This window comes from Syntrophotalea acetylenivorans (assembly GCF_001887775.1).
Classification (GTDB): Bacteria; Desulfobacterota; Desulfuromonadia; order Desulfuromonadales; family Syntrophotaleaceae; genus Syntrophotalea_A; species Syntrophotalea_A acetylenivorans.
The window spans coordinates 2,870,018-2,889,882 of the sequence record NZ_CP015519.1; the positions used below are offsets into that span (position 1 = coordinate 2,870,018).

The following is a 19,865-nucleotide window of genomic DNA, read 5'->3' on the forward strand; positions in this document are numbered from 1 at the left end:
TCCCTTTTATTCGTTGTTGAGTTTCCTGGCAGTCAAATGGGGTCGTTCAAATTGGAAGGTCGGCCCGCCGTTGCCGACAGATGCGCGGATGCCGAACAGCAGGTAGCCCATTGAGAGCAGAAAAAACCACAGACCTTCCAAGGGTAGGCTGACGGCGGCGGCATCGAACAGGGTGCCGATGATGATGGCCGGAGTAATGGCGATTACGCTTAGCCGCAACAGGGCGTCAAAGGGCAGCTTGCCTTTGCAAAGGTTAGCAATGAGCAGCCCGATGCAGGCATAGAGCAAGGCCTGAACAATGCGGTAGGTAAAAGAGCCCAGGATGCACAAGGGATAAAGCACCGGCGCGGCCCAGGTTTTACTTATGTCGAGCCAGCGAGTGATTTTTTCTTGATTGAGAGTGTAGCGGTCCACAGTCTCGAAACTGAACGAGCGCGTCTCAATAGCGTTCTTTTGAAAAATCGCCTGCCGGGCCGTCACAAGTCCGCGGGCATCGGTCTGTTCAAGAGAAGTAATGGTGCCGCTGGTGTCGATGACCAGCAGGGCTTCACCCGTATCAGGGTCATAAATGGTATAGGGCTGGGGTTGATCGATGAAAGCCTGGCCGTTGATGATGGTGATCTCCGGAACTTGTTCTATGACCAGCGGTGCTTCTTCATCGACAAAGAAAGCGAAAGACCGGTGAATTCTGATTGCACCAGGAATCCAGCAAAGGGCTAACAGCAAGAGCAGGTAGCCGAAAGCAACCCCCTGCCAGCGTAGAGCAATATCCCGGTAGAGGAGCCGGGAAAAGAAAGACAATGGTGGAATCTGCCAGATTCGATAGAGTTTCTTAGGTCTCAATTCAGAGCTCCTTGACTGTTCACCTTGATTAACGGCGGTACCTGTTAAGAATCCGGGCTGCCGAAGGGATTATGCCATTTTAACTAAGGCAAGACAAGAACTGGTGTGTTTGGAGATGTATTTATTCGGACGGCCCGTCGGCGTTTATGGCTGCTCGGTCGTTGTCGATAAGGAGTTCCTCGCCTTGCAAGGGCAGTGTATCCGCCAGTGGATAACCGGCTTCGGTGATCATACGCTGCAGGCTGGCTATTCGGGCGCGAGGGTGGGGATGGGAAGCCAAAAGGTAGTCGAACCGGCTTCCGACTTGGCCCTCCAGGCGCTCAAAAAAGTTGGTGGCGCCACCGGCGTGGCCATAGCGGGCTGTTAAAAGCTGCAATCCGAAAGTATCCGCGGCGGTTTCCTGCTTTTGAGAATATCGCATTTCCAGGCCCGAAAAGAATCGCGCGGCGATACCGGCGGCACGGCTTTCCTGGCCGAACAAGGTCGCCATAAGCAGAGTCATTCCCAGGCCCCGTCCCATGCCCCGCAGGTGGTCGCGGCGGGCGTAGTGTCCCAGTTCATGAGCCAAAACCATGGCGAGTTCATTTTCGGAACGGATTTCCTTGAGCAGACCGGAAAATATCACCATGTGGCCACCGGGCAAGGCCAGAGCGTTAACCTCGTCACTGTTCACCAGGCTGACCGAAAATTCGTAACGGTGCAGAGGCGAACCAGTCGGCAGCATCGCCAGCAATTGGTCGAGGCGCTGCTGCAGGGCCGGGTTCGACTCTTGGTCCAGTTGTCCCAGCAAGTGCTGGCCGGCCCAGACTTCTACTTTTACGGGCACTTGCGGGGCAAGCAATTCGCTGGCTAGCCAAAAGGCCAGATAGACTGCAATGAGTAGAGTCAACAGGCCGCCAAGCAGCCAGGTTAGTTCCGTGAGTGGATGGCCCGATGAGACATTTACGTTTCCCGCCAGCCTCCTGGGGGTGAATTTCATCACTTGTGCAAGGTGACGGCCGTGCCGTAGGCGATGGCTTCGACGCTGCCGACCTGTTTTTTGCGATTGGCCGAGTTGCCGATGGTCGAGGTCTCAAGCCGCAGATTGATGACCATGTCGGCTCCACGGACCATGGCTTGCTCTTTTAGCCGCAAGATCGCTTCCCTGCGAGCTCTGTCGACCAGTGATTCGTAGGCTTTGACCCGCCCGCCGAAAATGTTGCGCAGTACTGCCAGCAGGCGTTTGAAATAGTCGATGGAGATTACCGCGCTACCCTGGACCAGAAAGCTTTCTCTAACTTCTTCTTTGTTGAGCCGTGGCTCAATGGTCATGGATTGAAAATCCAGTTGTTCAGCTTCTCTGCGAGTAATGGAGGCGTAGTGACGTCGTTCAGCCAACGACCCGCAGCCGTAGCCGACCGCTAATAACACCAGAAAAAATATCAGGTCAAAATTACCAGCAAGGTTTTCCATTAGAGGCCTCCCTATTATTCGACCCGTACCGCCGTACCGTAGGCAAACAGTTCCGCCGCGCCCTGGGCCACCGACGAAGTGGCAAAGCGAATGTTGACCACCGCATTGGCGCCGACCTGGTCGGCCTGCTCGACCATTCGCTTCATCGCCTCTTCGCGGGCGTCTTGTAGCAGTTCAGTGTAGCCTTTCAACTCGCCGCCCACCAGGTTCTTCAGGCCGGCCATGAGATCTCTGCCGGCATGTTTGGCTCTTACGGTACTGCCCTGTACGATGCCGAAATGTTCGACAATCTCTTTGCCGGGCACCGTGTTGACGTTTGTCAGGATCATGATCTTCCTCCCTTGGGGTTAATATGAGATGCTGACTATGATGGGTTTTATTGCAGGATCAAGGCCAGGAAAAAATTCGCCGGTACTGGTTCATTCACTGACGTCCAGGCCCATTTCTTTCGCCCGTTTTTGCCACAGTTTGCGAGCCAGTTTCTGCATGTCCGCATTCTTGTCTCGTTCGTCGACGATTTCCAGTCCCAATAAGGTTTCCAAGACGTCTTCCAAAGTGAGAACCCCTTTCATGCCGCCGTATTCGTCGATGACCAATAGAATATGGGTGCGCAACTGCATGAATTTATCAAACGCCAGAGACAGGGCCAGGGTTTCATGTATCAGAGAAATGGGGCGAATATAGCTTTTGAGGAGGTTGGAGCTGTTCCCTCGGGCCTGGGCCAGCAGCAGATCGCTCCGCAGCACAAAGCCGACAATCTGGTCGGGGTGATCGCTGTAGACGGGAATCCGGGAAAAAGGACTGCTGTTATGCTGATAGAAATATTCTTCGACCAGCATCGATTCGGACAAGGAAAAAACTACCGTGCGCGGGGTCATGGCATCCTTGACCTGAGTGACGCGCATTAACAGAAGATTCTTCAGGATAATCGATTCCTGCTGGGCCAGCTGTCCTTCACGGGTGCTTAAATCCGCCATGGCCGCGAATTCGCTGCGGCTGAAGCCGTTCAGTGTCGGTCCATGGGCCAGACTCCCGGTGAGCAGCTCCGACAGTTTGACAAAAGGGTAGAGAAACCAGATCAGCAGGCGCAGTCCATGGGCGGTAATCGGGGCCAGTTCCCGCCAGTAGCGGGCACCGATAGTTTTAGGAATGATTTCGGAAAAAACAAGGATCAGCAGGGTCAGCACCGCTGAGGCGACTCCGACATAGGCGTCGCCAAAAACAACCGTGGCTTGAGCTCCAGCGCCGGCTGCACCCACCGTGTGGGCGATGGTATTGAGGGTCAGGATCGCAGCCAGAGGTCTGCCAACCTCTGCTTTCATCCCCCGCAATATAGCGCCGGAAGACTTTTGCTTCTGCTCCATCAGAACGATATGGGGCATGGTTACACTGAGCATCACCGCTTCGGCAATGGAGCAGAGAAAGGAAAAGACCAGCGCGACCAGAACGTAGGTTAGAAGCAGGAGCATGAGGAACCTTTATAGAACTCTGGTTAGTAAGGGCTTATGGGACTCGGAAATAGTTGCGCGGCAGGAGACAACGATTCAAAGTTCTGCTCGCGGCTACAAACGTAGACTTGACTGCAATATAACAGCATATAACCACTGAATCCACTAACTTGGAACCTTGAACAAGGTTCTTTGGGATGTTGCTGGGGAAAATCAGGAGTTATGTTTAGCCAGAAGGGTGGGGATGGCGTCCGGTGCCACCGGGCGACTGAACAGGTAACCCTGGCCGAGATCGCAGTCGAGCTGTTGCAGATAATTGAGCTGCTCCTGGGTTTCGATCCCTTCGGCGACGGTCTGCAGGTCGAAGCTGCGGGCCAGGGCCAGGATCGAAAAAACCAGCTTTTCGTTGTCGCGGTTGCCGGGGATTTCGTGGAGGAAGGAGCGGTCGATCTTGAGCTTGCTCAGAGCCAGATGGCGCAGGTAATTGAGAGAGGAGTGTCCAGTGCCGAAATCGTCGACGGCAAAGCGGACCCCGACCTGCCGCAGGCGGTGCATGGTGCCGAGGGCTTCCTCGATATTGGCCATGATGGCGCTTTCGGTGATTTCCAGTTCCAGCCACTCAGGCGCAAGTCCGGTATCATTCAGGGTCCGCAGGACCTTGTCGACAAAATCCTGTTGCGCGAACTGTTTGGCGGAGATGTTGACCGTCACCTGGATCGGCGGCAGTCCGCTCTGCTGCCAACGCCGGTTCTGGGCGCAGGCCTGGTGCAAAATAAAATCCCCCAGGGGATGAATCAGCCCCGAAGATTCTGCTACGTTGATAAAGATTTCCGGCGAGGGGTTGTCGCCGTTCGGTCCGGCCCAACGCGCCAGAGCCTCTACGCCGCTGATGCGACCGCTCGCCAAATCGATCTGCGGTTGATAATGGAGATAGAATTCCTGGCGTTGCAGGGCTTCGCGCATATGCTTTTCGAACAGAAAGGTGGCTTCGCGGTCCCGCTGCATCTGGGGGAGGAAATGAATATGCCGGTTGCCCCCCTGCTGTTTGGCCTCGTTCATGGCAATGGTCGCCTGGCGCAGTAGGCTGGCGCTGTCCTGGTCTTCCGGTCGACTGGTTACGATACCGATGCTGGCTGTCAGATGAACCACATGCTCGCCGACCTGCAGTGGGTTTTGAAGTTCCTTACTCAGTCTCTGCACCAGTTGTGTGAGGCTGTCCGGTCGTGAAATATTGCTGTAGACCAGGGCAAATTCATCGCCGTTGATGCGAGCCAGCATATCGTTGCAGCGCATCTTTTTGCTGAGTCGCAGGGCAACTTCACAGAGCACCTGATCGCCACAATCGTCGCCGAGAGAATCGACTACCTGCTTAAACCGGTCGATGTCGAGCAGCACCACCGTCAGCGGCTTGCCACTCTGACAGTAACGTCCCAGGGCCCGGTCGAGCCACTCGAAAAGTTGGCTGCGATTGGGCAGACCGGTCAGCTGGTCGTGCCTGGCCAGGTTCTTACAGTGCCCCTCGAGCTGGCGCAGAGCCCGTTCCGTATTCGCCAGCTGTGAACGATTTTCAATCATGCCGCGAAGGACGGCGATGCGGCCCTGCTTTTTCACCGGAATCAGGTGAAGCAGAACCGGAACACTTTGTCCTTTGCTGATTTCGACCGTGAACTCTGCCGACAGGGATTTCTCTTCCTGCAGGGAGCGCTTGTGCAACCGCTCAATTCGCTGGCGGTCGGCATCGACAACCAGTCGCTGCAGGCAGATGTTTTGATCTGATACCGGTTTGGTGAATCTGAACAGCTCGATGCAGCGGGGATTGGCGAAATGGAGTTGGCCCTGCAGATCGCATTCGAAGACCGGCTGCGGCAGGCAGGACAGGGCCTGTCTGACCAGGTCGGTGGGACCGTTGATCTCGGGGGCCTCGACAGGAGAGATATGCAGGGCGGCCTGGGTAGCCTGCCCATCCGGGCCGGTCAAGGGCTGTATCCGCAATTGAAGGTCGCCGAGCAGGGGGTGGTGCAGTTGCCTGTCGACGGGGCGGCTGGTTTGAAGAGCTTCGCGAATATGGCAGCTATTGCAGGGACAGGAGTTATGCAGGGCGAGCAGCTTATGGCAATGAGCCGATTCCATTGGGGCGGCTGATAACAGCTGGCCGCTGGAGGAGATAATCCTCCCTGTTGCATCCACTAAGGCACAGAAATCGCCATGGTGCAGAAAATGTTTGTGCAAGCTGCTCGCTAAGGACATGCGGTCTACGTGGCTCCCTACAGCCAGCCGGCGGCTGGTTTCAGGTTGCGGCGGAAAACGGCAATAAAAAATCCACCTTCGACCGAAGGTGGATGAATAGTACAATCCAGTAACGTTCTTCGGCAACCTGGCGATCCATATGTTATGGACCCATGGCTTTGCGTCCCCGCATTGCTGCGGGTTTGCTATTGACGAGAAATTGATAATTTTGAGATTGTCTCTTTAAATACTGCTTAACCGTTGTCCTTGTCAATAAAAAAATCCCAAGAATTCTGGTGGTTTGGTTAGATAAACACCCTGTTCGTTGCCACCGCTATTTGGTGGTCAGGGAAAATATGCCTTGCTGCGGAACGTGTCACTGGGGACAATGGGGCGGCTTACGGGGGTACTTTTTTGCGAGGGATACATGCCTAATAATCGATCCGGCACTCTGTTGCTGGCTGTAATCGCCTGTCTACTCTGGTCGACAGCTTTTGTCGGAGTTAAAGTGGGCCTGAGGTATGCCGGGCCCTTTGCTTTTGCCGGTCAGCGCTTCATGCTTTCCGGCCTTTTGCTGCTCCCCTTCTGGTGGGCACGGCGGCCAAATAGGTCCACTGTCTGCAGTCATGGGGGCATGATTCTGAGCGTCGCTCTTTTTCAGACTTTTATATTGTATGGCCTGTTTTATTTCGGTATGACCCTGATCCCGGGTGCGCTGGCGGCCATGGTTATCGGTGCATCGCCTCTGGTTACGGCAGTATTGGCACATTACTGCATGCCGGGCGATCGATTATCAGCGATTAAAGGAAGTAGTTTGTTATTAGGGGGCATCGGCGTGGCGGTGTTGAGCCTTAGTCGGCAACCTTGGGTTTCTGCTTCGGGATTGGTGGAACTGGCCGGAATCGGGGTGCTGTTGTTGGCCAATGTGGCCGGAGCTCTTGGCAATATCCTGGTGGCGCGGCATCGGACAAAAATCGACCCCGTGTTCCTTAACTCGGCCCAGTTGTTCATTGGCGGCCTTGGTCTTTGGCTGTTGTCCCTGTTGCTGGAGGTTCAACCGGCAGAGATTGTTCCCTGGAGCTATTACGCTGCTTTGGGCTGGCTGGCTTTTCTCTCGGCGGCGGCTTTTTCTATCTGGTTTATTCTGCTACGGCGGCCGGGGGTAAGGGTCTCGGAGCTGAATCTGTGGAAATTTCTGATTCCCGTCTGTGGGGCTTTATTCAGTTGGTTGTTGTTGCCGGAGGAAGAGCCGAGCCTGTGGCCATTTGCCGGTATGCTGTGTATCGCAGCAGCCATTGTTCTTTTTAACCTTCAGTCGGTCCGGACGCGGCGGGACTGAAGGAGACTTGCTGGGAGGAATGTTTGCGGCTTTGCACCCTTTAACGATGGCGAAGCAGTCTTTAGTCATATCAAAGTTACAATTAAATATATGGAGAACAAAGGAGCTATCGATCCTGGTACATTCTATGTTATGTGTAAAAAACATCTACCGAGGGTGATTGCTGCGATGGGTCGTACTTATTTTCAACAGGAAAGGAGTTGTTCATGGCTTTCGGTTTTGGTCGGGGAAAAGGTAAAGGGACGGGAAAGCGTTCGGGACGAGGCGGACTGGGCGGAGACTGTATTTGTCCCAGTTGCAAGTTAACATTGCCTCACGAACCCGGCAGACCTTGTTTTGAACGTTTCTGTCCTGCTTGCGGTTCGCCCATGAGTCGCTGCTTTGGTGATTGCAAGTTCCGAGAGTGAAACGACGATGGTGTCGCAAAAAGTCCGCCCTCCTGCGTTACGGCCTTTTTTCAGGACCTCGACATACTATTTGTATGTCTTCGCCCCTGAAAAAACACCAAGCCTTTGGGGGCGAAATTTTTGCTTAGCCATCCTGTGAGTTGTTGGGAAGCCATCAAGAGATGACCGGGAACTTTTTTGAACTAAAAAATAAGCAGGCTCTGCAGCGGGGGCAGAGGGTGGCCCTCGTCGCTACGTTGGCTACCCTGCTGCTGGCGCTGCTTAAAGCATCGGTCGGCTGGTATTACCGGGCGCCCGTGCTGGTGGCCGACGCTTTTCACAGCGTTGCCGACTTGTTGGCGATCTTTGCCAGCTATTTCGGCCTGTGGCTGGCGGGGAAAAAAAAGAGTGATCGCTTCCCCTACGGCCTCTATAAAGCCGAGACCCTGATCACTTTGATGGTCGGCGGCCTGATTGTCTGGGCCGGTGTTGAGCTGCTGACAGAGGGGTTGGATAAGCTGCAGGGGGCAGTTGATCCGGTGCATTTTCCACTGGTACCGTTGCTTGTCAGCGGTCTGTCTGTCGTCCTTTCGTTGGGTATTGCTCTCAAAGAACGCCAGGTCGGTCGAGCGATAAATTCCCCGTCGTTGCTGGCTAACGCCGGAGAGTCATTTCTGGATGTCGCTACCTCTTTGGTTGTTTTGGCCGGTCTTTTGCTCAGGTTCTGGAGGTTGCCCTATGTCGAAGGGGCGGTTATTCTGCTTATCGCTCTGCTGGTTATCAAGCTTGGCGGCAGCAGTTGCTGGACCGCCTTTCTCCTTTTACTCGATGCCAATCTTGATCCGCAGTTGAGTCATGCCCTGGAAAAACAGGTCAATGCTATCTATGGCGTGAAAGGTCAGAGCGAGGTCCGCATTCGCCAGGCCGGTCCTTTTCATATGGTTGAATGCGTCATCTATACCCGTCCCACCCTATCATTGTACCGCGCTCACGAATTGGCGGATAAGGCCGAGCAGGCTATCGCCGCGCACTGCCCCCATATCGAATCGGTCTTTGTGCATGTCGAGCCGCTACGCAATGAGCTCCGTTCAGCCATCGTACCGGTGTCCGAAATAAACGGCATGCAATCCTGCGTTCATGGTCATTTCGGCCGGGCTCCCTATTTTATGCTATTGCGGCTCAACGAGCATGAGGCGGAAATAGAAGATTTTTATTTCAACGAGTTCCTCGGCGAACCGAAGTTTATCGGTCTTAAGGTCATCAAAGCGATTATCGCTTACCGCATTGATCTACTCTTCACCTCGCGCCTCGGCGAAATTTCTTTTTATATGTTGAAGGATAATTTTGTCGATATCTATGCCGTTGATGAAAATCAAACCGTGCAGGAAGTTGTCGACCGGTTCCGTAGCGATTCCCTGCAAGCTATTATGCAACCGACCCATTCCGTCGACCATGCCCTGGTCGAGCAGCAGACTGAACCATCCTGATTTCCCCGGGCCAGATTCTTCCAGTCTCAGCACTTACCTTTTTAGCCCCACTTTCCCGTACAAACACTTAATCGACTTTTAACTCAAGGCTAACAGTGGCGCGGTAAATCCCTGCACAAGTCAATCAGGGGTCGACATTTCGGCCCTCAATCAAGGATGTGCGCCATGACAGATGAGATCCGTTCAGAAGATGTTTTCCGCTTAACTGTTCCCGTAGATGCACCGTTGCCGCAACGACTGGCCGGGACTTTGGCTATTCCGGTCATGGACCGGCTGCTCGGGCTCAAGCGTTGCCGCGAAATTTACCGAACCATTGTTCACCAGACCCCGGAGGCCTTTGCCGGGGCGGCCCTGGACGCCCTGGGAGTTCAGTGGAATATCGAATCCGACGAACTGGCCAAAATACCGACCAAGGGGCCTTTGGTGGCGGTTGCCAACCATCCCTTTGGAGCCGTCGAAGGTTTGATGATGATCGCACTGTTGCGCCGGGTGCGGCCGGACATAAAGGTGATGGCGAACTACCTGTTGCAGCGTATCCCCCAATTGGCTGATACGGTGATTGCCGTCGACCCCTTTGGCGCCAGCCAGTCCGCGCGGCGTAATATCGGGCCGCTTCGGGAAAGCCTGCGCTGGTTGGGGCAGGGCGGCGTGCTGGTGGTTTTCCCTGCCGGCGAAGTATCCCATTTTAAACTATCCCACAGGGCGGTGGCGGACCCGACCTGGAGCGATACCCTCGGACGCATCGTGCGCCGCAGTGGCGCGGGGGTACTGCCGATCTTTTTCCCCGGCTGCAATGGCCTGAAATTCCAGGTGGCCGGGATGGTACATCCCCGATTGCGTACCGCACTGTTGGCCCGGGAGCTGCTCAACAAACGTGGTCGCTCTTTGTCGGCCCGGATCGGTGCCATGATCTCTGCAAAGCAACTGTCCCGGCTGAATTCCGATCGGGAGGTGGTCGATTATCTGCGTCTGCGCACTTATATGCTCGGATGTACACTCCGGACTCAGTCAGTGCAGCCAAGGGTCGACGAAGAAAGCAAGGATGAGGTCGAACCGCCGGTAGAGGTGATTGGTCCACAGGACAGCAAATTGGTGGCGGCTGAGGTAGACCGACTGGACCCAACCAGTTTGTTGGCGGAAAACAAAGTACTACAGGTGTGGCAGGCCGAGGCAGCACAGATTCCCTATCTGCTGCTGGAGATCGGCCGCTTGCGGGAGATTACCTTTCGCGCGATTGGCGAGGGGACCGGAAGACCTTTTGATCTGGATCGGTTCGACCAGCATTATCTGCATATTTTCCTATGGCATAAGGATCGGCAAGAGGTGGTCGGTGCCTACCGACTTGGGCGCTGCGACAAGATTTTGCCGGAGCAGGGCAAATCAGGGCTCTATACCAGTACCCTCTTTAAGTACCGCAGCAAGCTCTTTGAACGCCTTGGGCCGGCCCTGGAGTTGGGGCGAAGTTTTGTCCGTCCCGAATACCAGCGATCTTATACTCCCTTGCTGTTGCTCTGGAAAGGCATCGGGGCCTTTGTTGTGGCCCATCCCCAGTATCGCACCCTCTTCGGTCCGGTCAGCATCAGCCGCGACTATAGCGACCTGTCCCGGCGCCTGATCGCGGGTTCTCTGCGGGAGACCCTGTTGGCGCCGAAATTGGCCGGTCTGGTTAAGCCCCGGGTGCCTCTCGACCGGCGGCCGGTGCGGGTAAAGGGCTGCGCAGCCGATCTGGCCCACACCTTTTGTTCCAATATCGATCAGGTTGGGGCGATGGTGGCGGATATCGATGTCGAACAGAAGGGCATTCCGGTGTTGCTGCGCCATTATCTCAACCTAGGCGGCAAGCTGCTGGCCTTTAATGTCGATCGGGAGTTCAGCGATGTGCTCGACGGTCTGATTTTGGTCGATTTGACCGAAACCGAACGAAAGACCCTGGAACGCTATTTTGGCAAAGAGGGCACCGAAGCCTTCTTGAATTATCAATGCATGATGCAGATGCAGCCCCAGGCCCTGTGTGCTTAGGTTTGGATGCAAGGAAACGGGAGGGATGAATGAATTTGCCGCTGATACCGATAAGGAACCTTTTTAACCGTTTTTTGGGTGGGCCCCCTGGAGTGCGTATCGAGGATCGGCGCTGGCGTCGTTCCATTGACGCCCTGCACCGCGACGTCGAAGGGCTGCGTCGCCGTATGGGCGGTTCGTCATGGCCGGCGTTGCGGCGCTGAGCATAAAGCTGCCGATGACCTGGCAATGCGCTTTTGCGGAAAGGTAAGAGAATGCCTACATCATTTCATAGCGCAACCAGCCCGCTGCATCTGGTGCCTCGCCCTAACGAGACCAGGTTAAGTCTCTCGGAAATTTTTGCTGACCTCGGAATCGACGCCTCAGAAAACGTGGACCTGGCTTCTCGCCTGCCATTTTGTGGAAATGACGTCACTGCAGGTTCGGAGATGGAGTTGCAGGCGGCCGTAGCCGGGCGCAGGGAGGCCGTCGACCTGCCCCAGGCCATTGAACGGTCCAACTATTTTGCTCATATCATTCGACGGGCAAGGGTAGGCGATAGCCCGGCCAGCCTGGCCAACCTGCTGGAACGATTTGTTGCCAGTAACGATGAACAGATTTGGGAAAACAGCTGGGTACATTTTCCCCGTCGGAACCTTAGTCCGTTGGCCGACCAGGTGCTGCGCCATGATCTCCTCGCCGACAAGTCTCATCCGGAGCGGGGGCTGCGCAGTGACCGAAATCGCTATCTGATGGTCGGAACCGGCGGCGATGAGCATCTGCGCCTGCCGATCAGTTATCTGGTCAAACTGGCCCTGGCCGATGTGCTCGGCAGTCGATCCGACTTGCCGCAGACTGTTCAGCGGACCGGTTGGCGGTTAATGGATCATTTTCTCAACGACAATACCTCGCCGGAGACCTTCTCTTTCAACGTTTTATCCCTGCGGCCGGAGAACGGTTTGGGCCGGGTTGTCGGTCGGGAAGCTGCCAAGCGTTTTGCTCTGACCCATCTGCTGGTCCAATATGCCAATGTCAGTTTTGGCCTGGCCGAAAGCGGACAAAGGGCGATGATCTACGCCGCTCCCCATCCACCTCAGCGACAGAAAGCGCTTAATGAACTGATTCCTGACGCTCTTTACCGTGAACTGTTTATGAGCCCTTGTCTGTCGGGTTGGGACCGGGGGGAGGAAAAACATCGCTACATGCATCTCTGCCATGAAGTATTGAGCCGCAGCCAGCTCAATGCTGTGGCCAAGCTTAGAGATGCCGGTATTATCCCTAATAATCTGGTGGTGTTGCCCGGTGTCTCCAATACCAGTCTGGCCAACAACGGCACCCATATCAGCATCGGCAGCCAACTCCTTACGGCCCGCCGGGCAGCTGATGACAAGGCCTACGGCATGGCGGAAGAAAAGTATGTTGGCGACCTGGTGGTAAAGATCAGCGAGCATTTTTTGCCTCTGTTTGTAGGCACCTACAGTGCAGCTCCTTATCGGCTGGGCTTTGCCGATTTTCATCCGGAAAAGGCCCTCGGTTTCCTTTCCCACGAACTCGACTTTACCCATCTGCGCATGCTCTGGCGACGCTGGCGAAAAAAAGCCAGCTTGTCGGTCTGTGGCCGCTCGGTTACCCCCTTCGGTCCGGTATGGCTTGACCGGTTGTTCGCAGGCCTGTTCCGTCTCAAGGGGGATTACGTTTCCGACTTCCGGCTTATTGATTACCCCGCCTGGTTGCTCAGTACCTATCAACAGCCGGCCTGGGATGGTCGCCTCGGCAATCAGGATCGACTCAAACAGGACCTGGCCGAGATGGGCATCTTCGACAACCGTATGTCCCTGTATATGCTAATCAAATTGCGGGAATATGCGACCATGGGTTTCACCGGTTTCGAGGGCCGGCAGTACAGCCTGTTTGCCGATTACCAGGAAGACATGGGCCGGGCCGCGGACCTGCAGACCCTGATAACTGCCTTGGCTTTCAAATATATGGCTCAGGGACGAATCAAGCACCGTCATATCCCGGATAATCCGCTGGCGGAAAGTGAGCGCCGGCAGATGTTTTTTGCTTCGGCTCTTGGCATACCGACTTTCTTCGTCCGTAAAAACAGCCGCAATCTGCTGCTGAGAAGAATTCTCAAACGTACCGCGCAACTGCGGGTCAGCCGCCGCTATCCCGGTTACGTGCGGGTGCCCGTCGAAGAGTATCGTAAGGCGCTCTTGCAGACCCTCATCGAAGACGGTTCGGATCTGGTGGAATCGTTGAACCTGAAGGAGACCCTAAACGATCTGCGACTGCGGCTGGAGGTGCCCGGGCATCATGGCGCTTTTGGCAAGCTCAACGCGGGAATCCTTAAGGGGATCGGAAAATCGGCGGCCATGAAGGTTCCGGCCGGAGAGTTCAATCGGGCAGCCGAAGATTATTATCGCGGCTCCTTGCGCCAACGTCACTTGAGCGAAGGGCTGGATATTCTTGCCGATAATTTTCGAGATCTGGAAAAACGTCGGACCGGGAATGGCGAACTCCACCTCGCCCTCAGCCAGTTGCTGGAAGGGCACAGTGCGAGCGAATATTTCCAAAAAGTGCGGCGCGATCTGCTGACCGATCGGGCGCCACAGGAGGCCCTCGGCCGGATAATCACCCTGCTGTTGCTGACCGTGGCGGCCGATAGCGACTCGTCAGTAAGTTCTCAAGATTCGAAGGAGAATGCCGGTGATCATGTCCCTGCCACATCAGTATATTGAACGCATCAGCGGTGCTGTAAAAGATGAAGCTCTGTTTGGCGACCGGTTGGTTCGGATGGTTTATTCCCCTTTGCGGGAAAAGACTCCCTGGCTGTTTCGCGCCCTGACCGGTGCCCGTATGTCGGGTCTTCTGGCCTGGTTCAATTACGATGCGGCGCTTGCTTCCCGGGTCCTTGGTAACGAGGGGTTCTTAAAAGCCTGCGGCGTCGATTTCGAGGAATGCCTCGAGGCACCGGCTGATCTCGATACGGCGCGTAAGGTTTTTGAGCGCAAGATCCTCTACTGGCAGTGCCGGCCCTTAGCGGAGGAAGACGGAGCGGTAGTCTCCCCGGCTGACGCGCGAGTGCTGGTTGGTTCTTTCGCCCATCAGGATCGACTTTTTCTCAAGGAGAAATTTTTTTCCTTTGCCGAACTGCTCGGCGACCGTCCTTCCTGGCGGCAGACTTTTGCCGGGGGCGATTTTGCCGTATTTCGCCTGACCCCCGACAAGTACCATTACAATCATGTGCCAGTCAGCGGCCAGGTGGTGGATGTTTTCGATATCGAAGGCGACTATCATTCCTGCAATCCCTCGGCGATCGTGCGTATGGTGACGCCTTTTTCGAAAAATCGGCGGGTGGTGACCATTATCGACAGCGATGTGCCGGGTGGTTCCGGTGTCGGCAAGGTGGCAATGGTCGAGGTGGTGGCCCTGATGATCGGTGAGATTGTGCAGTGCTATAGCGAACAACGTTACGACAATCCACAGCCGGTGAAACCGGGGATGTTTCTCCGTGCGGGAAGTCCCAAGAGCCTGTATCGGCCGGGCAGCAGTACCGATGTGCTGATCTTCGAGAGAGGGCGCATCACCTTTGCCGACGATTTGCAGAACAATCAAGAACGGTGCGGTGTGGCCAGTCGTTTCGCCAGTGGATTTGGCAAGCCGCTGGTGGAGACTGAGGTGCAGGTGCGGTCGTTGATTGCCAACAGGAAACCGGGTTGAGGCTTTTTTACCTCGAAGAACACGAAGATCACGAACTAAAGCAAATCACTTAACCGTAAAGACCCTGGTTTTCTGCGTATCCTTCGTGATCTTCGTGGTGAATGGCTTGTCAAAAAGAGGGGCGCGAGATTAACCTTTCCAGCCAAAAATCAAGGAGATTGCCCATGGCCAACCATCTTTTTCTGCTGAACCTCGCGGTGCTCAGCGCCGTAACGCTGAACTGGGGCTTTCGACGCCTGCCCGGTCGCCAATGGCAGATCTGCGCCACCGTACCGAGCTACGAGGGCACCACCGGAAGCTGGCAGGGCACCAACCTGACCTGGTACGGCATCATTACCGCCAGCGCCAATTTGGTTGCGCTGCTGGTGGTGTTCTGTCTGCTGGGCAGTGTTGGAGTGCCCCGGGTTGCAATGCTGATGGTGGCTGGAGCTCTGCTGGTTTGCGCTTTGCCGGCGGCCCGCTGGATTGCCTGGCTGGTTGAAGGCAAGCAACATACCTTTACTGTTGGAGGGGCGGTGTTTGTCGGTTTTGTCACTCTGCCATGGATTGTTGTAGTCCATAATTTTTTCGCTGGCGACTTTGTTACGGGCCGCTTGTCTGTACTCGCGGTGCTTGCAGCCGTGTCTATCGGTTACGCCTTCGGCGAGGGACTCGGACGGTTGGCCTGCATCAGCTACGGCTGTTGCTATGGCAAGCCCCTGCAGGATTGCGGACCTTTGGTGCGGAGGGTTTTTAAACGCTGCCATTTCGTGTTTCGCGGCGAAACCAAAAAAATCGCCTATGCCTCGGGCTTGGACGGCGAATCGGTGGTACCGATCCAGGCTGTGACGGCACTGCTCTACTGCACTACCGGCCTGCTTGCCGCGGCTCTTTATCTACACGGTTTATTTGCCGCCGCCTTTTTAGTGGCGGCGCTGGTAACCCAGGCCTGGCGTGTGGTTTCAGAAATGTGGCGAGCCGATTACCGGGGTGGACGACGGCTGTCCGCTTATCAGGTCATGGGGCTGCTGTTGTTGCCATACACCTTGTTGCTGGTCTGGTTGTTTCCCTCCTCGCTACCGGGAGTTCCGGATATGTCAGCTGGTTTCCAGTCCCTGTGGCATCCGGCGGTGGTGCTGGCTCTTCAGGTCGGCTGGTTGACCATGTTCCTGTTTCTCGGACGTAGCCAGGTTACCGGTGCGCAACTCTCTTTCTATGTCCATCAAGACCGCATTTAAGCCTTTGACTGATCTGTTGCGGAAGCCGGTTTCCGTCCTGAAGCAATTGCTTGGTCAGGGCTGCTCGCCGGGGTGTCTGGCCCTGGGCGTTGCGGTCGGTGCGACCATCGGCCTGGCACCGCTGGTCTGGGGAACCAGTCTGCTCTGTGCGGCGCTGGCCTGGCGGTTGAAACTCAATCAGTTGGCGGTGCAGGTCGGCAACTATGCCTGCTACCCCCTGCAAATCGCCCTCTTTGTTCCCTTTTTGCTGGCCGGCCAGAAACTGTTTCTACTCTCTGCGCAAGCCTCTTCACTGGAGGCATGGCGGGTGGCCCTTGTTACCGACCCGCTGCTCTTTCTGCGCAACTTCTGGTTGGCCAATCTCTATGCGCTGGTAATCTGGTTGTTGCTGGCCCCTCTTTTTTTCTACGGCTTTTTCCTGCCCTTACGTGCTCTTCTGCTTCGCTGGAAAAGTACCTTCATTTCTTTGCAAAACACTCCCTGACAAAAACCGAAACCGTTGCTAACCCGTTCCTAATCCAGGCCGGATAACGTCTGTTCATCCACAAGCCTATTCAGGGCCGGGGGGAGTAATGAAAGTTTTTTCTGTGTTGCTGTTTGTCGTTGGTTTGCTGGCTCTGGGGCGTTTCAACTATCTGAGTACCCGGCGTAGTGCCCGGCATTTGATGAGTCTTTATCGCGACGAATAGCTGCTGTTTGGCCTGGCTGGCCCAAAAGGTTGTTTCCTCCAGGAAAGGACAGGGATTCCGTTGCGTATCACCCTTGTTACAGAAACTTATTTTCCGCAGATCAACGGGGTCTCCCGTACCCTGGAAAAGCTTGTCGGGCATTGCTCTGATCGGGGTGATCAGATTCAGCTCCTGGTGCCCCGCTACGATCAATCCCTGAAGGAGGATTCTGCCGGTGTGGAGCGCACCGACTTCCGCGGATTTTCTCTGCCCTGTTATCGTGAGGTGGCTCTGCCGCTGACCACTCCCGTCCGAATTCGTCGGGAGCTGTCGCGGTTCGGCAGTCAGCTGGTGCATATCGCTACCGAGGGGCCCCTTGGTTGGGTTGCTTTACGGGCCGCACGATCTCTTGGGCTGCCGATAGTCAGTTCGTACCATACCAACTTCCCTCAATATCTGGCCGGTTATCGGCTCGGTTGGCTGGAGCCGCCGGCCTGGCGTTATTTGCGCTGGTTTCACAACCGCACCTTGCAGACTTTTTGCCCCACACCATCGATTCGTAGTCTGTTGCTGGATAGGGGATTTAAAAACGTTGGTGTCTGGGGGCGGGGGGTCGACAGCGACCATTTTCATCCTTCGCAGCGCGACGAAGCGTTGCGCCTTTCTCTCGGTTTTCTACCGCAGGAAACTGTTTTGGTTTATCTCGGTCGTCTGGCCGCAGAAAAGAATCTGCAGATGCTGTTCGACGCCTTCGACCGGCTGTCTGCCGATAACCCTTGCCGTTTGCTGGTAATCGGTGACGGCCCTCTTGGCGATCGGCTGCACAAAAAGGCAGATCAGCGGGTGATCTTCGTTGGCTATCAGCGCGGTATCGAGTTAGCCCGACTGTTGGCGGTCGGCGATCTGTTGGTATTCCCCTCGCTGACCGATACCTTTGGCAACGTTATGCTTGAGGGCATGGCCAGCGGCCTGCCGGCTATCGGCTTCGATGTGCCGGGGCCCAAGGATGTCATTATGGACGGTCAAACGGGAAATGTTGTGCCCCATGCGACCGTCGCCGACCTGGCGCTTGCCATTGACCGAATGGTCGGCGATCAGGATGAATTACGCAAGATGGGGCAGCAAGCCAGACGGCATGCCGAAGGCCAGAGCTGGCCCCGTATTATGGAGGGTGTTCGTGAGCAGTATGAGTGCCATATGCCTGGCCCAGAACGTTGTAGAAGACGACCCGGATATGCTGACTGAAATTTTACATGACATCCTTGTCGGAGAGCAGCTGACCGCCCTGTTTCAGCCCATTGTCGATCTGAAAGGGGGTGGCATCGTCGGTTATGAATCCCTGGTGCGCGGGCCTTCCAATAGTCCCCTGCATTCGCCGAGTAATTTATTTAGCGTCGCGGCCCGTTGTGGTCGATTGCTTGAACTCGATCTGTTGTGCCGTGAGGTCAATATCCGTGCTTTTGCCCGGCAAGGTTTGCCGGGGAGACTTTTCCTCAACGTTAATCCCAGCTCTCTTTTGGAACCGGGATTCAGGGCCGGATTTACCCGGCAGTTTCTTCACCAACATGGCTTGAGCCCACAACAGGTGGTAATCGAATTAACCGAACACTATCCTGTCGATGACTTCGAAGTGACCCGCCAGGGGGTAGCCCACTATCGGGACATGGGCTTTGCCGTGGCTATCGATGACCTCGGCGCCGGTTATTCCGGTTTAAGACTCTGGTCGGAACTGCAGCCCGATTTCGTCAAGTTCGATCGCCATTTTATTCAGGGCATTCATGGAGACGAAAACAAGGCGCGTTTTATTCGTTCCCTGCAGGAAATCGCTCATGAACTAGGCTGCAAGACCATTGCAGAGGGGGTCGAAACGGACGAAGAGTATCGGCTGGTAGGGGGAATCGGTGTCAGCCTCGGGCAGGGGTACTACTTTGCGCGACCAAGCGTGGCGCCTCCCCGGCATCTCCATTCTTTGCAACGTCTCCAGCCGACCAGGGAAAATACCTGTTATCTTCCCCGGCGCACCAAAACTGTAGAGTGCCTGGCTCAAACGATGCCGGCAGTCGAGCCCCAGGTGAAGGTGGCGGAGGTTGGTGATATGTTCAGTTCCATGGCCAACCTGAAAACGCTGCCGGTGGTAGGCGAGGGTGATATTCCGGTAGGAATCGTTCATCGCAATACTTTTATGGAGATTATTGGTAGCCGATACGGTCGAGATTTATATGGCCGAGAACCGATTGTCAAGTTCATGGACGCAGAGCCGCTGGTCATCGACAAAAACCAACCCATTGAAATACTCAGCCAGTTGATTACCAGCGCAGGCAACTTTAATGCCCTCGACCACTTTATTGTGACCGACAAGGGGCTGTATGCCGGTATCGGAACGGTTATGGACCTACTGCGGGAAATTACCGACCTTCAGATCAAACATGCCCGCCATGCCAACCCCTTGACTCTGCTGCCGGGCAATGTGCCGCTCAACGAGCATATCGACATGCTTCTTGAAGAAGGGGGCGAATTTGTTGCCTGTTATTGCGATCTCGACAATTTCAAGCCCTTTAACGATTACTACGGGTATGGACGCGGCGACCAGGTGTTACGTTTTTTCTCCCGTTTGCTGGTCGAAACGGTCGACAGCCAGTGCGACTTTGTCGGACATATCGGCGGGGATGATTTTATGGTGGTTTTTCAGAGCGGATACTGGCTTGAACGCTGCCAGTCGCTGATTAAGAATTTCGATCGGGATGTGGCCGCTTATTACGATCCCAAGGATCGCTTGAAAAACGGTTTGTGGAGTGAAAGCCGCACTGGGTTGCCGACCTTTTTCCCGGTGATCAGTCTTTCCATTGGAGCAACCGTTGCCGCCGACGGAAATTTTTCCAGTTGTCACCAAATTGCTGCGGCTGCTACCGAGGTTAAGCGTCAGGCTAAAAAGCAGCAGGGCAGCGTTTTATGCATCGATCGCCGCAATGAAAAGCAGACCTTCAAAGTGTCTTGCGATGAGTTGAGTGCGACACTGATGAAGGCTAACGAGAGGCTAGTGTAACCCTAATAAAGTGAGGCTAACTTACCATCTTCCGC

General features: G+C 55.3%; 16 protein-coding genes and 1 riboswitch. Of the genes, 10 read left to right on the forward strand and 6 right to left on the reverse strand.

Annotation, left to right across the window (positions count from 1 at the left end; genetic code table 11):
- Positions 1–6: 6 nt before the first annotated feature.
- From A7E78_RS13120 to A7E78_RS13145, 6 genes are all read right to left on the reverse strand, one after another.
- Entirely contained in the window at positions 7–843 is an 837-nt protein-coding gene (locus tag A7E78_RS13120) for a DUF1189 family protein (protein WP_072284691.1), read from the reverse strand.
- A gap of 121 nt (positions 844–964) precedes the next feature.
- Entirely contained in the window at positions 965–1,732 is a 768-nt protein-coding gene (locus A7E78_RS13125; RefSeq protein WP_072284692.1) for a M48 family metallopeptidase, read from the reverse strand.
- A gap of 89 nt (positions 1,733–1,821) precedes the next feature.
- Positions 1,822–2,295, reverse strand: a complete 474-nt coding sequence (locus A7E78_RS13130) for a YbjQ family protein (protein ID WP_072284693.1) — start codon at positions 2,293–2,295, stop codon at positions 1,822–1,824.
- A 14-nt stretch (positions 2,296–2,309) separates the two neighbouring features.
- Positions 2,310–2,624 carry a YbjQ family protein gene (locus A7E78_RS13135; protein ID WP_072284694.1) on the reverse strand — a complete coding sequence of 105 codons (315 nt, stop codon included), beginning with the start codon at positions 2,622–2,624 and terminating at the stop codon, positions 2,310–2,312.
- A 90-nt stretch (positions 2,625–2,714) separates the two neighbouring features.
- On the reverse strand, positions 2,715–3,764 hold the full coding sequence (locus tag A7E78_RS13140; RefSeq protein WP_072284695.1) for a CNNM domain-containing protein: 1,050 nt from the start codon (positions 3,762–3,764) through the stop codon (positions 2,715–2,717).
- 192 nt (positions 3,765–3,956) lie between these two features.
- A complete protein-coding gene (locus A7E78_RS13145; RefSeq protein ID WP_072284696.1) occupies positions 3,957–5,990 on the reverse strand; it encodes a GGDEF domain-containing protein in 2,034 nt (677 codons plus the stop codon).
- Positions 5,991–6,108: 118 nt separating this feature from the next.
- A riboswitch (cyclic di-GMP riboswitch) is annotated at positions 6,109–6,187 on the reverse strand.
- Positions 6,188–6,396: 209 nt separating this feature from the next.
- Between A7E78_RS13145 and A7E78_RS13150 the strand changes: the two genes are divergently transcribed.
- From A7E78_RS13150 to A7E78_RS13195, 10 genes are all read left to right on the forward strand, one after another.
- Positions 6,397–7,308, forward strand: coding sequence for a DMT family transporter (locus A7E78_RS13150; protein WP_072284697.1), 912 nt, complete (start codon positions 6,397–6,399; stop codon positions 7,306–7,308).
- Positions 7,309–7,876: 568 nt separating this feature from the next.
- Positions 7,877–9,181, forward strand: coding sequence for a cation diffusion facilitator family transporter (locus A7E78_RS13160; protein ID WP_072284699.1), 1,305 nt, complete (start codon positions 7,877–7,879; stop codon positions 9,179–9,181).
- Positions 9,182–9,346: 165 nt separating this feature from the next.
- A complete protein-coding gene (locus tag A7E78_RS13165; protein ID WP_072284700.1) occupies positions 9,347–11,200 on the forward strand; it encodes a lysophospholipid acyltransferase family protein in 1,854 nt (617 codons plus the stop codon).
- 29 nt (positions 11,201–11,229) lie between these two features.
- Positions 11,230–11,403: a hypothetical protein gene (locus A7E78_RS15110; protein ID WP_158516117.1), complete on the forward strand. Its 174-nt coding sequence runs from the start codon at positions 11,230–11,232 to the stop codon at positions 11,401–11,403.
- A 51-nt stretch (positions 11,404–11,454) separates the two neighbouring features.
- On the forward strand, positions 11,455–13,920 hold the full coding sequence (locus A7E78_RS13170) for a hypothetical protein (protein WP_072284701.1): 2,466 nt from the start codon (positions 11,455–11,457) through the stop codon (positions 13,918–13,920).
- Complete coding sequence (locus tag A7E78_RS13175) at positions 13,895–14,902, forward strand: phosphatidylserine decarboxylase (protein WP_072285164.1); 1,008 nt, start codon at positions 13,895–13,897, stop codon at positions 14,900–14,902. The genes A7E78_RS13170 and A7E78_RS13175 overlap by 26 nt, the downstream gene beginning before the upstream one ends.
- 164 nt (positions 14,903–15,066) lie before the next feature.
- Complete coding sequence (locus A7E78_RS13180; RefSeq protein ID WP_072284702.1) at positions 15,067–16,119, forward strand: prolipoprotein diacylglyceryl transferase family protein; 1,053 nt, start codon at positions 15,067–15,069, stop codon at positions 16,117–16,119.
- Positions 16,097–16,603, forward strand: a complete 507-nt coding sequence (locus A7E78_RS13185; RefSeq protein ID WP_072284703.1) for a DUF2062 domain-containing protein — start codon at positions 16,097–16,099, stop codon at positions 16,601–16,603. The genes A7E78_RS13180 and A7E78_RS13185 overlap by 23 nt, the downstream gene beginning before the upstream one ends.
- A 265-nt stretch (positions 16,604–16,868) precedes the next feature.
- Positions 16,869–18,032, forward strand: coding sequence for a glycosyltransferase family 4 protein (locus A7E78_RS13190; protein ID WP_072284704.1), 1,164 nt, complete (start codon positions 16,869–16,871; stop codon positions 18,030–18,032).
- Positions 17,974–19,830, forward strand: coding sequence for a GGDEF domain-containing protein (locus A7E78_RS13195; RefSeq protein ID WP_235606839.1), 1,857 nt, complete (start codon positions 17,974–17,976; stop codon positions 19,828–19,830). Before A7E78_RS13190 ends, A7E78_RS13195 begins: the two co-directional genes overlap by 59 nt.
- Positions 19,831–19,865: the final 35 nt, after the last annotated feature.